Source organism: Pseudoalteromonas sp. 2CM37A, assembly GCF_023161885.1.
Classification (GTDB): Bacteria; Pseudomonadota; Gammaproteobacteria; order Enterobacterales; family Alteromonadaceae; genus Pseudoalteromonas; species Pseudoalteromonas atlantica.
On record NZ_JALNTJ010000002.1, the window covers coordinates 224,238 to 239,226 of the forward strand.

13 protein-coding genes and 1 pseudogene are annotated in these 14,989 nt (G+C 41.7%); 4 read left to right on the forward strand and 10 right to left on the reverse strand.

Annotation, left to right across the window (positions count from 1 at the left end):
- The first annotated feature begins 14 nt into the window (after nucleotides 1–14).
- Nucleotides 15–326, forward strand: a complete 312-nt coding sequence (locus tag MTF68_RS04740; RefSeq protein WP_004587081.1) for a hypothetical protein — start codon at nucleotides 15–17, stop codon at nucleotides 324–326.
- A gap of 417 nt (nucleotides 327–743) precedes the next feature.
- Nucleotides 744–1,304, forward strand: coding sequence for a YrbL family protein (locus tag MTF68_RS04745; RefSeq protein WP_164834669.1), 561 nt, complete (start codon nucleotides 744–746; stop codon nucleotides 1,302–1,304).
- 111 nt (nucleotides 1,305–1,415) lie between these two features.
- Here MTF68_RS04745 and MTF68_RS04750 read toward each other — a convergent pair whose 3' ends face one another.
- The 7 genes from MTF68_RS04750 to MTF68_RS04780 all read right to left on the reverse strand — a co-directional run bounded on the left by MTF68_RS04750 (nucleotide 1,416) and on the right by MTF68_RS04780 (nucleotide 9,036).
- Entirely contained in the window at nucleotides 1,416–2,702 is a 1,287-nt protein-coding gene (locus tag MTF68_RS04750) for an allantoate amidohydrolase (RefSeq protein ID WP_248461826.1), read from the reverse strand.
- 14 nt (nucleotides 2,703–2,716) lie between these two features.
- Entirely contained in the window at nucleotides 2,717–3,946 is a 1,230-nt protein-coding gene (locus tag MTF68_RS04755; protein WP_248461827.1) for an alanine--glyoxylate aminotransferase family protein, read from the reverse strand.
- 3 nt (nucleotides 3,947–3,949) lie between these two features.
- Nucleotides 3,950–4,774: a sulfite exporter TauE/SafE family protein gene (locus MTF68_RS04760; RefSeq protein ID WP_004587085.1), complete on the reverse strand. Its 825-nt coding sequence runs from the start codon at nucleotides 4,772–4,774 to the stop codon at nucleotides 3,950–3,952.
- On the reverse strand, nucleotides 4,771–6,345 hold the full coding sequence (locus MTF68_RS04765; protein WP_248461828.1) for a gamma-glutamyltransferase: 1,575 nt from the start codon (nucleotides 6,343–6,345) through the stop codon (nucleotides 4,771–4,773). The genes MTF68_RS04760 and MTF68_RS04765 overlap by 4 nt, the downstream gene beginning before the upstream one ends.
- The gene (locus MTF68_RS04770) at nucleotides 6,342–7,550 is read right to left on the reverse strand and encodes an amidase family protein (protein WP_154944856.1); all 1,209 of its coding nucleotides are present in this window, start codon (nucleotides 7,548–7,550) and stop codon (nucleotides 6,342–6,344) included. The genes MTF68_RS04765 and MTF68_RS04770 overlap by 4 nt, the downstream gene beginning before the upstream one ends.
- 346 nt (nucleotides 7,551–7,896) lie before the next feature.
- Nucleotides 7,897–8,379 (reverse strand): putative 4-hydroxy-4-methyl-2-oxoglutarate aldolase, encoded by a 483-nt coding sequence (locus MTF68_RS04775; protein WP_054981718.1) that lies wholly within the window; start codon nucleotides 8,377–8,379, stop codon nucleotides 7,897–7,899.
- 3 nt (nucleotides 8,380–8,382) lie between these two features.
- Nucleotides 8,383–9,036, reverse strand: a complete 654-nt coding sequence (locus tag MTF68_RS04780; RefSeq protein WP_024032802.1) for a TetR/AcrR family transcriptional regulator — start codon at nucleotides 9,034–9,036, stop codon at nucleotides 8,383–8,385.
- 175 nt (nucleotides 9,037–9,211) lie between these two features.
- Here MTF68_RS04780 and yddG point away from each other — a divergent pair, with 175 nt between their 5' ends.
- Nucleotides 9,212–10,132, forward strand: a complete 921-nt coding sequence (gene yddG, locus MTF68_RS04785) for an aromatic amino acid DMT transporter YddG (RefSeq protein ID WP_024032801.1) — start codon at nucleotides 9,212–9,214, stop codon at nucleotides 10,130–10,132.
- A gap of 20 nt (nucleotides 10,133–10,152) precedes the next feature.
- Here yddG and MTF68_RS04790 read toward each other — a convergent pair whose 3' ends face one another.
- Entirely contained in the window at nucleotides 10,153–11,019 is an 867-nt protein-coding gene (locus tag MTF68_RS04790) for an alpha/beta fold hydrolase (protein WP_248461829.1), read from the reverse strand.
- Between the two features lie 414 nt (nucleotides 11,020–11,433).
- Here MTF68_RS04790 and MTF68_RS04795 point away from each other — a divergent pair.
- Nucleotides 11,434–12,384: pseudogene (locus MTF68_RS04795) on the forward strand (TonB-dependent receptor).
- A gap of 113 nt (nucleotides 12,385–12,497) precedes the next feature.
- Here MTF68_RS04795 and MTF68_RS04800 read toward each other — a convergent pair.
- Both MTF68_RS04800 and MTF68_RS04805 read right to left on the reverse strand, forming a co-directional pair.
- A complete protein-coding gene (locus MTF68_RS04800; RefSeq protein WP_248461830.1) occupies nucleotides 12,498–13,178 on the reverse strand; it encodes a response regulator transcription factor in 681 nt (226 codons plus the stop codon).
- Nucleotides 13,172–14,680, reverse strand: a complete 1,509-nt coding sequence (locus MTF68_RS04805; RefSeq protein ID WP_248461831.1) for a sensor histidine kinase — start codon at nucleotides 14,678–14,680, stop codon at nucleotides 13,172–13,174. The genes MTF68_RS04800 and MTF68_RS04805 overlap by 7 nt, the downstream gene beginning before the upstream one ends.
- Nucleotides 14,681–14,989: the final 309 nt, after the last annotated feature.

A 14,989-nucleotide genomic window follows, 5' to 3' on the forward strand; every position in this document is an offset into this window, starting at 1 on the left:
AATTAAGGATATATATGAAACTTTACCCATACTCAACAATTAAAACAGAAAACCTTAAGGGCCTGCTTATCGCCTCTAGAGTGCTTGGGTTTTTGAGTTATATACTGTTTTTTATAGCTATTTGCATTGGTTTATTTGGTGTTTTTTCTAACCTTGGCGCACCTAAAGATTTAGGGAATGGAATAGTTATGTCTGCACCAAATGCCGGTTTACCTGTGATGATAATGTCAATTTGGGGTGCCGTTTCTGCAGTTTGTATTTTAGCTTTTAGTGGCTTATGTGCAGCTGTTGTATCATGCGAATACAAATATACAAAGTCGGTTTAGCTATATACCAGAGTATTTAGAAAGTAAAAACGGGGCTTCTACTATCTAAATATTTATTTGTAAGACTAGGTTAGCTACCGCGAATAAATCTAAATTTTTTGTTCTTCTTCCTTATCTCAATAGCCTGGTATTCGTTTTAATAATAATACAAAAGCAAATCTACCTTAGCCTTTAATACATCCAAACTGTAGCTAATTTACCTTGATAAACCCTGATTTATAGTTAAAATGGCCGGCTTATTTAACGAATGTACCTACTTTATTACTGACATAGTATTAAAAGCTGCATTAATTGATGTAAATACTAAGCGTGCAATATTATGGCGTGTTATTTACCTCGTTTTATACCAATCCTCAAAACAGGTTACTTAATTAAGCGAATTGGTATTTGTAAATTTACGTTAGGACGAAAATTGGTTTGATCTCATTGAATGACGATTTAATTGTGGGTAAAGGGGCGCATAGAACGTGTTACAGGCACCCTGAGGCACATAATTTATGTATAAAAGTAAGCCATGAAGGGTTTTCGCAGGAGCAAGACCAAGAGCTGGCTTATTATAAGCGACTTAGTAACCGAAATATTCAGTGGCAGTTGTTAGCGCGATACCATGGTACGGTACACACCAATATTGGCACAGGGTACGTGTTTGACTTAGTGATTGATGCAAATAATCAGCCGGCTAAAACGCTAGAATATTATTTAAATCAGCCAAATAGTGAAGCATTAGCCGAGCCACTATTAAATTTAAAAGATTATTTATTGCACAATTTAGTGATCACCAAAGAAATAAAACCACGCAATATAGCGTGTGTTAATAATAACGGCACCATTGAGCGGTGTGTTGTTGTTGATGATATTGGTAATACTGAGTTTTTTCCTATTAGTAATTACGTAAGCTCATCGGCTAAGCGTAAAATAAATAGAAAATGGCAGCGCTTTGAAGCGAGTTTAAATGAGCTTGGCTTAAGCCTTAATTAAGTTTTAAACACCGACTTTAAATACTGGCTTTAATTAATAACCACAGCCCCGTTTAATACGCAGGGCTAAGCTAACAGCACATAGCCTACCCTGCGGATACACAACCGTTAGTTACTTTTCTAACTCTTTTACATACAGCATGAGTGCGCTGTACATTACGCTAAGGGCTTTTGTTACATCCTCATCAATAACAGCTTCTGCGGGGTGATGGCTTATCCCGCCAGGGCTGCGTATAAATAGCATGCCCACAGGGCAAATAGGGGCAATAGCCATGGCATCGTGCCCAGCGCCAGAGGCAAGTGAAGGCGAGGCTTGGTTATTCAATTTACAGGCACTGCTAAACAATTGTTGAATTTGAGTGTCGCACGCTACGGCGTCGGCCGCATGTGTCCATTGCCAATCAAGCGTTAAATTACGCGATGTAGCAATTTGATTGGCGCGGGTATGTATTGCATTAAGTAATACTGCTAGGTCGGCATCATTTTGTGCGCGTGCATCTAGGCTTATAGTCGTTTTACCGGCAATAACATTTGTAGCGCCTGGGCGAGCATGAATTTGCCCTACGGTGGCTACTTCACCATTACTCGCGTTTTTTGCTAGCTGCTCTATGGCAAGGGTAAGCTCGGCGCAGCCAACTAACGAATCTTGGCGTAAGTTCATTGGTGTAGTGCCTGCATGGCCGCTTTGGCCTTTTAGGGTGATCATAGCGCGTTTGGCGCCAGCAATAGCGGTTACTACCCCTAGCGCCTGGTTTACCGATTCAAGCACTGGGCCTTGCTCTATGTGGGTTTCCCAATAACCGAGTAATTCGTTTTTGTTAAGGGCGGCTTTAGCGTAATCATCAGGGGTTAGGCCAAAATCAAGCATGGCTTGGCGCATACTAATGCCGTTTGTATCTTGTATATTTAACCACTGGGGGTCAAACTCGTTCGCCAGTGCTTTTGAGCCAATTAATGTGGTGGCAAAGCGAGTGCCTTCTTCATCACAAAAGCCCACTACATCTAAATGAAATGGTAAATCAAGCCTAAGCGTGTGTGCAAGGGCGGCTATTTCAATACCGAGTAGCACACCTAAAATACCATCAAATGCACCGGCGTTTGGTACGGTGTCTAGGTGTGAGCCAATAATTAAACGTTTAGCGTTTGGATTAGATGATGCTAAGCGCCCCCATAAATTGCCGACTTCGTCTTGCCACGATTGCATGCCCGCCTCAGCCATCCACGCGGCAGTTACACGGTTACACTCTTTGTGCTCTTTAGATAAATACACACGGTGAATGCCACCTTGCATTTGCGATAGGCCACTTAGCGTTTTACAGCGTAATAACGCGCGCGCGGCAAATTTATTAGCCAGCTCACTGTTTAATAATGGCTCATGGAGGGGGCTTGCAATCGTCATGCTAAATCCTTTTTTTATTTATAATGGGCAAGGGCGGCAATAGCGGCTTCGCCTTTAGGGCCTTTATAGCCGTTGGCGTGTAAGCAGGCATCTAGGCTTGCCAATGTTTGTAATACGGCATCTTTACGGGCGTTGTAACCCATGGTGCCAATACGCCAAATTTTGCCATGCAGCGGCCCAAACGAGGTGCCAATTTCAATACCAAAGTCGGTTAGCATTTGTCCGCGTACGTGGTCAGCATTAATGCCCTCGGGTATATAAACACCCACTACGTTGTTCATTTTATGGTTTAAGTCGCCAAATACGTTTAAGCCCAGCGCTTGAATACCCGTTAGCATGGCATCGCCGTGTAACTTGTGGCGGGCAACGCAGTTATCTACGCCTTCTTCAATAACAATGCGAGCACATTCTGATGCGCAATACAGCATGCTGGTGGCTTCGGTGTGGTGGTTAAGGCGCTCTTCGCCCCAGTAATTCATGATCATGCCTAAATCAAAATAGTTTGAGCGTACAAATGGCTCGGTGCCGTCGGTATGCTGCGCGGTACGAATACCCGCTTCTACTTTTTTGCGTTTTTGGATCCAATCGGCGCATTTATCGCTCAGTGTTAAAGGGGCAGAGCCAGACGGGCCACCTAAACATTTTTGCAAACCAACCGAAAGCGCATCGAGTTTCCACTCATCGGCGGGTAAATCGTTACCTACAATCGAAGCGGTGGCATCGCAGTAAAATAATACGTCGTGCTTTTGGCAAATATCGCCAATGTGTTCAAGGGGTTGGTTCATGGTTGTTGAGGTATCGCCCTGTACCATAGCAAGTACATGGGGTTTTACATCAACAATGGCTTTTTCTATTTGTTCGGGGGTAAATACCTCGCCCCACGGGACTTCTATGGTGTGTACTTTTGCGCCTACGCGCTCGGCTATTTCAGCAAGCAAGTGGCCAAAGCGCCCCATAATGGGCACCAGTACTTTATCGCCTGGGCGTAAAATAGAGCATAAAACGGCTTCTATGCCTGCGCGTGATGTGCCATCAACTAACATGGTCCATTCGTTTTTGGTTTTAAAAATTTCGCGATAGCGGCCCATGGTTTCGTTCATAAAAGCGGTCATTACTGGGTCGTATTGGCCAATTAGCTGCGCCGACATAGCACGTAGCACGCGTGGATCTGCATTTATTGGGCCTGGGCCCATGAGTAATCGCTGTGGCGGATTTAAAGTTTGAATTTGCGTGTCGCTAAACATGTTTTAGGCTCCCAGAGTCTGAATAAGCATACGAATGCCCGTTATCATTAATACAACGGCAAAGGCGCGTTTTAATTGTTTTTGATCTAGCTTGCTACCAATTTTTACGCCAATAGGGGCAAACAAAATAGTAAGCGGAATAATAAGTATAAAAGCAGGTAGGTTTACAAGGCCCCACGTGCCAAGCGGCGCATCGGTGGGTGTAGTACCAATACTTAATAAAGTAATAACACCCGGTAACGCGATTAATAAGCCAAATACAGCAGCGGTGCCAACGGCAACATGAGCACGTACGTTAAACGCGTTTAGCATGGGTACGCCAATAGTGCCGCCACCTATGCCAATCATTACCGATAAACCACCGACAATACTTGCCATAATGCCTTGGCCAAATTTACCTGGTAATTTACTAACAAGGGCAGGCGCGCCGGCTCTAAATAACATGTTTAAACTTACTAAAATGGCAATACAGGCAAACATAAGTACCAATGCATTACCGCGTATAGAATGAGCTAGGTAGCTACATATCACGGCCATTACCAAAATAAACGGGGCCCAGTATTTAATTAAAGCAAGGTCGATATTGCCCTTGGCATGGTGCGAGCGAATAGACGAAATAGAAGTAGGCACTATGGTGGCAAGCGATGTCGCTGTGGCTATCATCATGGCCGACTCAGGGCTTACGCCAAAGCCTTGCAGTAAAAAGTACAGCACAGGCACAATTACTATGCCGCCGCCTACACCAAATAGGCCTGCTAAAATACCTGCAAAAATACCGGTTGCTATTAAGGCCGCTATAATCGGCCATTGATTTATTATTTCTGTCATTGTGTTCCTGCTGTAGTTACTGTTGCGCGACCATCTGAACGAGGATCGGTGGCTGCTTCAAGGCTGGTAGGCGTATCTAAAATGGCACCTGCATGACCCATCATTTCATTGTTATTATCAACGCTTACCCAGTCGTGGTCACGTTGATTTAATTCATGTTTAACTTGAATTACTAAGCTTTGCTCTACCTTTAAATTTGTGCTTGTATCGCCCCAGGTGCGCCCTAATAACCAACGCGGATCGCTTACTGCTTGGGTAATTGATTTATTACGCCATGCGTAACCACTAAATACAGCAGCTTGTGTTTGTGGCTGGCCTTCGCCGCCCATGGTGCCGTAGGCAAGGCGCCTACCATCGTCAAATTTTGCTAAAGCAGGGTTGAGTGTATGAGCCGGTTTTTTATGCGCTTTTAAGGCATTGGCATCGTTGCTATTTAAACTAAAACTTAAACCGCGGTTATTCCACACAAAGCCGCCTTCGCTCATCAAAATGCCGCTGCCAAATTCCCAGTAAACACTTTGAATAAAGCTTACTAGTTGGCCGTTTTTATCCCGTGCGGCCATCCAAACGGTATCGCCTGGCTCTGCATTAAATGGCCATTGCTTGGCTTGGCTCATATCTATATTGCCGGCAAGCGCATTTAAGCACTCATCAGTTAGTGCGTTTTTATAATCATCGCCAAGCGCGTCTGGGTCGGCCCAAAGTGTAGGGCGGTGCGTAAAGCTTTGTTTGGTTGCCTCAACAATTAAGTGCATCCAATCGGCCTCTGTTTTGGCTAAATGTTTTAGTTTATTAACAGCGCCAATTATTTGCAGAGAATGCACGCCTTGCGTGGGGGCGGGTAAGTTATAACACTGTATGCCCGATAAATTAGCACTGAGCGGCGTTACTAAATCGGCCTGCGTATTGGCAATATCAGCGCGTGTAATTGCACTGCCTGCGGCAGCTAAATCGTTTGCAAACGACTCTGCTAAAGGGCCTTGGTAAAAGGCGTTTAAGCCATGCTCGGCTAAGTGCTCAAAGGTACTGGCAAGTTTTGGGTTTTTAAAATGTTGGCCCGCTTGCAACGGTTTACCATTAGGTATGTAAAGTTCTTTAAAGGCAGCGTTAGTGTTTGAAGCGGTGGCAAGCTTTTCGCAGCCTGCTTGCAAGCTTTTAGATACTGTAAAGCCATCGCGCGCGAGCTTTATGGCTGGGGCTAAAATAGTACTTAGCGAAAGAGCAGCGTGCTCATCTACCGCAAGGGCTTTTTGCCAGCCGCGAAGTGTTGCAGCCTGAGTAAGCGCGCTTAAACCGCCGCGCTCTGGTATGTGTGGCTCATTGCTATAGGCGCTTATATCGTTTGGTGCGCGCCCGCAGGCATCAATGGCAGTGGGTATACTTTGGTTTGGGTTATCAATAAGCCAAAAACTGTCGCCGCCAATTGAGTTCATATGCGGATATACCACGCTAATCGCAGCCGCTGCCGCTACCATGGCTTCGGTGGCTGTACCGCCTTGTTTTAGTATTAAGGTGCCTGCCTCGGTTGCTGCAAAATGCGGGGCAGTAAAGGCAATGTTGTGTGTGCTCATGCAAGTGTGTCCTGTTTAAAGTGGGCAGCTAATTGTTGTACGCAGGCAAGTAGGCTTTTATCGTTGCCGTGGCTCATCATTAATGAAAACCCATACGGGTGGCCATTTTCTAAATTAGCCAATGGTAAGTGTACTTGCGCCGAGCGGCTCAAGCCCGCAATGGCCGATAAGGTGATTATTTGCATGCGTAAGGCGCTTGTGTCGGCGCCCAATTTAGGTGCAGTTGTGGGTGTGGTTGGCAAAAATAAACAACTGTTTGTGTTTAGGTTTTTAGCGATTAGTGTTTGCCATTGGGTTTGTACATTTAGTGCTTCTTGTTCTTCTTGGGCGGTTAGAGCAAGCGCCATGTTAAAACGTGCCGCAATTGCCGGAGCAAACTGGGGTAGTTGCCCAGGCAATTGAAGCCAATCTTTATGCGTTTTTGCGATTGCTCGCCCTTGCAGTATTCTAAAGCTGTCAGCCAGTTCGCTTAATAAGCTGCTGTTAGGCAGTTCAAATTCTTTATGGTGTTTAAAATAAGGTTTGGTTTTTTCAAGCAGTTGTTTAAGTGGGGCTTGTAATGCAGGGTCAACCAGCTCAAATAATGGCTCGCAAATAACTAAAGTATCAACGTTATTAATAGCTTGATTTGGTAACAGTACATTGCCTACATCGCTTAGCAGCTCTGCATTTTGCGTAAGCCAACCAATGGTATCAAATGGGGGCGCTAGCGGTATTAGGCCATCTTTTTCAATTACGTTATGGCTTGGCCTTATACCAAATAAGCCACAATAACTTGCCGGTATTCTAATAGAGCCACCAGTATCAGTACCTAAGCCAATATCGGCTAGGTTAGCCGCCACAGCTGCTGCCGAGCCCATACTTGAGCCGCCACTTGCATGGCCTTTAAGTTTTGGGTTTTGTGCTGCACCATAGTGAATGTTATTGCCCTCTAAGCTGTAAGCCAGCTCATCGGTATGGGTAAAGCCTGTAAAGCGACAACCTTCATTCATTAGTTTGTTTACGGCACTTGCTGTTTGCTGTGCAGGTTTTGCTGCTTTAAACCAGCTTGGGTTACCTGCGCTGTTGCGCTCGCCTTTAACAGCAAATACATCTTTTACCGCAAGGCGCTTATTTACAAGTTTGCCGTGGGTTTGTGTTTGCCATGCGTTAGGGCCATGGTCACAAAAAATACCGGTAAAATTATTATGTGTTTTGGTACTCATATCACCACTCGTTATAAAGTAAATCTGACCAACTGGTTATAATCAGATTTAGGATGATTAAAAAGACGAATTAGTTATTATTATTTTTTAGCCCACTGCGTAACATCTTATTTTTATTTTACAGAGCCTGATCCGCTTTTTAATCGGTTAGCTATTATATTGCCTAAAAGCTAAGCAAAAGCAATGCCAAATGCAATAAAGCTGTCCGTTCGGTCAGGTTTTGTTTGGTTTGTATGGGGTTTAGCAGATATTTATAAAAATATAAGTATTAAAGAAGGCGTAATTTAGAGGTGAAAACACACCAAGTTGGTGCGTGATTGCACCAACTTGGTTGCAAGTGTGGCGTTTATAGTAATGCGTTAGGGCTAATAATTAAGCCATTTACATCGGCGTATAGCCAATCGTTAGGGTTAATTGTGGTACTAAGCATGGTCACTGTTTGATTTTTATCTCCAAAGCCACGCTTTAATGTACTGCGCGGGGTTGAGCCTAGCGCCATAACCGGCAAATCCATAGTGGCAAGTATTTCAATGTCACGGCAACAGCCGTTAATAATCACGCCTTCCCAGCCGTTTTTTAACGCGCGCTCCGCCATAATATCGCCTATAAAAGCAAAGCGTTTGCTAGCAAAGCCGTCAATAACCAGTACTTTACCCTTGCCGTTTTCATGCAGTATGTCGGCGGCAAACGAGTTATCGTCTGGGCAGGTAACGGTAACTGCTTGGCCACTAAACGTGGTTTTTTTACCAAAGTGGCGCAGGCCGCTGTCGGCTACTTGTACGCTATTGCGGTGATCGTCAAATAAGTCTGGGGTGGTAAAGTTATCCATGGGTTAAGCCTCACTGTGCTCAGGTATTTTTAAACCAATACCTTTTAAAATTATGTGGGCAGTTGATTGCGTTATTTGTGCCACATCGGTTTCGTCGTATTCTAACTTGTTCATTACCAGTAGCACTTCGGCCTGAAAATCGGCGTAGTACTGCGTAGTTGACCAAATGGTAAATAATAAATGGTAAGGGTCAACATTATCCATTTTGTTTGCATCTATCCAGGCCTGAAACACGTCTACCTTTTGTTTTACCCACGGGCGTGTGTTGGTTCTAAAGTAGTTTTGCAAATAAGGAGCGCCGCGCAGTATTTCACTGGCAAATAAACGTGATTGCAGCGGCTGGTTTACTGCAAGTATGACTTTGCTTTTAATATAGTGATACAACACATGCGCAGGGTCGTCCTCAGGGGTTACGTTATCTAAGCCTAAGTTCCAGTGTGCAATAATGCGGTCTATTACGTTTTCGTATAGGCCGTCTTTGCTTTTAAAATAATATAAAATATTGGCCTTAGGAACGCCTGCTTCTTTGGCAACCATACTCATACTGGTGCCATCGTAACCAAGCTGAGAAAACAATTGCTCGGCGGCATCGAGTATTAATGTTTGGTTTTTTACTCGGGTGAGTTCTTTTTTATTTGGCTTTGTTTGTGTGCTCATTATGGCGATGCTGTTTTTAACGTGTTGAATGATTGTAACTTTACTGACCAAAAGGTCAAACACTTAAGTGCAGGCCAAAAACATCTTTATAACAATAAATGATGAGCAACAATTGTTTAACCCACTAATTACTGTTAGCGTAACGTCAAACGTAAGTAGTACTTTTAGGTAGTTAATGGACTTTTTTTCTAATCATAAATACACGCTTTATGGCATTGCCGCTATTTTATTATGGAGTTGTTTAGTGGCTCTGCTCAGGGATGTTTCGGAGTTATTTGGCCCCATAGGTGGGGCGGCACTCATGTACAGTGTAAGCGCGCTGTTTTTAATTTTGGTAATGGGACGGCCTAAGTTTGCTGGGTTTAATAAGCGTTATATTATTTGGGGCACTGCTTTATTTGCACTTTACGAGGTGTGTTTAGCGCTGTTTGTAGGGCTTGCTAATAATCGTCACCAAGCGGTAGAAATGGCAGTTATAAATTATTTATGGCCCACACTTACCATTTTGCTTAGTATTATAGTTAATCGTAGTAAAGTAAGTGTTTGGATTTACCCCGGTATGCTGCTCGCTTTTTTTGGTGTGGCTTGGTGCGTTGGTGGCGATAGTGGGTTATCTCTTAATAGTATTATGGGCAATTTTGCCAGTAACCCAACGGCCTACTTATTGGCGTTTGTAGCGCCTTTTATTTGGTCTGTTTACTGTGTAATTACTCAAAAAAATAGCAATGGGCAAAATGCCATTGTGCTGTTTTTTATCGCCACGGCACTAAGCTTATGGGTGTTGTATGGATTAAGTGACGAGCCAAAAATGACCTTTACACTGCACGCGACCGTAACGCTTGTGTTAGCTGGTGTGGTTGTTGGCAGCGGGTATGCTCTTTGGAACCAAGCTATTATTGGCGGTAACTTAATGTTGCTTGGTACGCTTTCGTATTTTACGCCGGTTTTTTCGGCGATTATTTCGGCGCTTTATTTATCAATTACCCTTAGTGCCTCGTTTTGGCAAGGAGTAATAATGGTAACTGGCGGCTCACTCGTATGCTATTTCGTAACGCGTGAAAAACCAGTTAAAAAGCAAATTAACGCCGTAAATTAACGGAGTAAATGCATCCTTCTTTAACTATGTTTGTTTAGCCAATTAAGCGCAAGTGGCCATAATCCGTCAGATTTTTTGCTAAAAAATTTCATATGGCCAATTTCCTTCAAACCATAGTCGTGTGGGTTTAAGGTTAGGGTTTGTGCTTTTAATTTAGGAAAAACCGAGAGCATATCGGCAACATTTGCATTGTTAGCAATATCGTCATCGGTAGCATTAACCCATATTGAGGGCATAGAAAGCGTGTTGTAACAGTGTTGAAATACGGTATCACCAAATGCTGATTGCACATACCCTTGGGCGTTACACCATTTTCGCCATTGTTTAGCTACGCCTTTAGGTAGTGGCTCGCCCATGCCAAACCACTGCGATTTAGTATGACCAAACAAGGCATTGCTAAGAGGAATAACCCCATTCATAAAAAAGTGCGCTTTAACCTGATACGCTAAGCTCATATTAGTTAATTTACCCGACGAGCAAGCAAAATTAAACGCGGAGCTTAGCTCGTTGGCGTTATGCATTAGCCCCACTAATTGCCCGCCGGCGCTATGACCCACTAAATGATACTGCGTATTAGGAAATACCCTTTGCAAATGCTCAAGCACCGCAGGCATGTCTTGCTCACCCCAACTTTGTAAACTGGCTTTGCTTTTTTTAATACTGCGGTTAAGCGATTGGCCAATGCCTCTGTTATCAAACGTAATAACGCCAAAGCCATTTTGCTGTAAGTAAGTAGCAAAGTTTGCATAAAACTGCTGCTTTATACCGGTTGCAGGGGCAATCATCACCGCACCTTTAATAGTGCTGGAGGGTGTAAATAGGTGTGCGCTTAGAGTTTGCCTGTCGTTACAGGTTATAGTGACGTGCTTTGAAGCGTTTGTGTTCATTACTTATTATTGCTTTTTTAAATGCTCAATCTAAAAATGGTAGCTGGTTAGACCAGTTTAATCAAGAATAGAATAACAGCTTAAACCAAAGCTTAATTACCAGGGGGCGATATACCGGTTTGTATCGTGTTTAGCGCTGACGTTTTGTAAAGGGGCAAAGCAGTAAAAGGGGTTTAATTTGTTAGCTTAAACCCCGTTGTAAAACTATACTGGCGTACTTGTATTGTGAGCAGATTTTGCTTTTACTTTTTTGGCACTAAAGTAAAATATAAGTGCAAATACTACCGCACTAAAATCAACAGTAATACTTTGATAATATTTAAAATAGTGCTCTGTTAACAAGGCTTGTAATAGGGTAGAGCCCGCCATGCAAAAGCACAAACCTGCAAGGCTAACTAATCCCCAATAACTTGCGTGCTGAGTCCCTTTTTTAAAGGTGTAGGCGCAACAGATTATTTTGGTGACGACAGCAGTGACTCAAAAGCAATTTATTCAGAAACAAGCTTTAAGTTAACTAAAGCATTTACGCTCACCGCAGGGCTTAGAACAGAGAGCGAAGAGCAGCTTCGTAATTTTGATATGGCTTTTGGGGGCAGTAGGTTAGTTGAGCAATTAGATGACTCTAACACTATAAAATTACCTACATTAGCGATTCAATACAAAATTACAGATGAAACAACGTTATCGGCCAGCGCCCGTAGAGGTTATAACTCGGGTGGCGGCGCGTTAGATTTTACCGCACAAGAGTATTACTACTACGACCAAGAATCAGTAAACACCTATGAGCTAGGCTCGCGCAGTGTACTTAATAATGGTGATATTAATATTAGTGCGAACATTTTTTATAATAACTTTGGCGGGTATCAAGCGTTAAGTTCAGATAGAAAAATCACTAATATTGATGATGCTCATAGCTATGGTTTAGAGCTTGAAGCATACAGTATGTTAGGTGAGTAATGGCAACTCCATGCAGGGCTTGGGTTACTTAAAACTAAAATAGATGAATCGGCCACGTACAGCGATGCAGTTGGCAACGAGCTTAACTCTGCACCAGAGCTTACAGCTAGCTTAGGGCTGTCGCATTGGTTTACTGATAGCTTAAAAGTTAATGTAAGTGCTAATTATGTGGATGAATATTATGGTGATTTAACTAATACACAAGATCGTATTGCCGATGGTTACACAATTACACGTGCCACAATTAGTTACGATAGTGAGCATTGGTTAATGAGCGCTTATATTAACAACGCGTTTGATGAAGAGGAATATACATCGGTAGAACCTGCAAGCGGGCGTTACCTAACAGGCTATGTGGCTGTTGTTAACCCTCAAACGCTTGGTGCGTCTGTAACGTATCGCTTTTAAGTGCCTCTTAAATAATGCACCGCAAAGTATAACCTACTCTTTTGGTATAATAATTTGAAGCCCTATAGTATTAGGGCTTTACAATAAAAGAGGGAGTCTCAAACAGGCTAATATTAGATAATATCACGAACAAGTTGTTTGTATGACTTGCCAATTTTAACTGACACGCCTGATGAAAGTTGAATGCTTTCATTACTTAATGTGATCACTTTGTTCTTGTTAATAACGTAAGATTTGTGGACTTGAATAAATGAAGTGTCAATTTCCTGTACTATGTATTTGAGAGTACTGCTTGCAAGTAATGCTTTTTCACCTTGCCATACCTTTACATAATTTCCATAAGCCTCAAACATGTCTATTTCGCTTAAATGAATTTTATGTTTTTCACGGTCGATTTTAAGCGTAATAGTTAGAGGTGCCTTAGAATTTAGCGTTACAAGTTTTCTTTTTTGCCGTACTTTATTTAATGCTCGGTCTAGGCGTTGCGCTGATACTGGTTTAAGTAGGTAGTCAGTTACATCAAGTTCAAAACCAGCTAAAGCATATTCTTGATATGCACTAATAATAACGACTTGAGGTCGGTTTGCGAGCACTTTTAGTAATGCAATGCCTGATATCTCTGGCATGTTTATGTCTAAAAATAACAAATCAATAGATGATGTGGCTAAAGCACATAATGCATCTTTAGCGTTAAGGTATTGCCCGATTATATTAATATCTTTATGAGCACTTAAATGATGCAGTAACACTTCATGAGCGAGCGGCTCGTCATCAACAATTATTGTGTTTAGCATGCAGTCAGCTCCAGTTTAAGTGTGGTTTGCCAAAGGGTGTTATTTTTATCAATAATTAATGTGTGCTTATTAGGATATAAAAGAGTTAGCCTGCGGCGTAAATTGTTAAGCCCTACGCCGTGTTCTAAATTGTTATTAGTTAGAATAGGGTTGGAGGAGAATAGCGTAAGTATGTTATTGGCCATGGTGATTTTAAACACAACCGTTACTTTTTGTGATGTGGGCTCCACACCATGCTTTATCGCATTTTCTAAAATCATTATTAACAGTAGTGGAGAAATTAAATAGTGTTGTTGGTATTCAGGCCATTGCACATCAAAGTGACAGCGATCAGTGTTTCGTATATTGTGTAAGGCAATAAAACCCTTTAAGTAATTGATTTCTTTTTCTAAACTCACTTGTGTTTTTTGACCTTCATAAACACTGTAACGTAGTAAATTAGCTAATTCCATAACTAAGCCTGGTGCATTATCTGCTTTTTTTAATGTCAGCGCATAGAGGTTGTTTAATGTATTAAATAAAAAATGAGGGTTAATTTGCTGTTGAAGTAGTTTTAGTTCTGTTTTTGTTTGTTGTTGAGCAATATTACTAATTTGCACGTGTTGTTGCTGTCGTTCAAACGCTAAAATAATGGGGGTGCTTATAGCCAAAAATAAAAATACAAACTGATAGTTTTCGGGGCTAAAAATATTATTATTACCGCCTGGAGTTAGGTTAGCAATGCCTACAGGTAAATCATTAATTGGTAACAGTAGCACACAGGATATTAAAACAGGTGTAAGTACAGCGAGGCTGATTAAATTTGCAAACAGAAACATCAATACTCCATGATACGTTAATACATAACGTATTAATAAGTATCGGTTTATTAAATACACGCCATAGACTAATCCTACAGAAAAAGTAATTTGCCAAAGATAGCCCAAAAAAATATCAAATTGTGTAAATATTTTATGCACGTCAATAATGGGCTCAATAGGCTGATTTAACATGGGATTAATATGGGTATTAAGTATGCTAGCTGTAATTATTGCCCAACCTAAAAGTACTATACACACAACGCTATCAAGTGATAACAAAGATTTAAGCCATTTTTTACTCAACACATTGTGATTTCTATTAGTGCGTCTAGTGATAAGCCATATACCACTTGCAGATGCGCACATTGCCCAACATTGTTCATTAATAAATTGCCACTGAGCAAAGTTAAAAAGCTGGATATTTAAAATCAGTAGGAGAGATGGGTAGGCTAAAAATCCTAACAACCAAGCTATGATTGCGGGTGTAAGCAATAAGCGATACGCAAATGCATGGGCAATAAATAAGGGAATGCACTGTAGAAAAAGTTGAGTATTAATAGTCAGGTATTGGCCAATTGACTCCATATTTGAGGACAAAAAGCGTATGTGAGATTCGAGCAAAATAGCAGCCATTAGCGGTAAATAGATTATAAGTTGGGTAATGCTAAAGCGTTGCCATATTGGTGTATTGGCTTGCTGCATATATAACTCCATTTTTATTATAATTAGTGAGCAGTTAGGCTGGGATAAAGTTGTCTTTTTATTGTAAACATTACCTTTACATAATTCACTACGCTAAGCGCATTAGTTTATCGATAAAATCATTTAAATCGTAATTATTAATTCAAAATAATTGTTTTATTTCATGTTGTTAATGAATATTCCAAGTATGCCTAGGCTTCTTATTTTTATGATGAAAGTACATATTTAAATGATCAACGTCACTTTTTCGTTTTCATCATTTATTTCAATGCGTTAACCATTACATGTTCGCTTGTTTCAACTTGATTT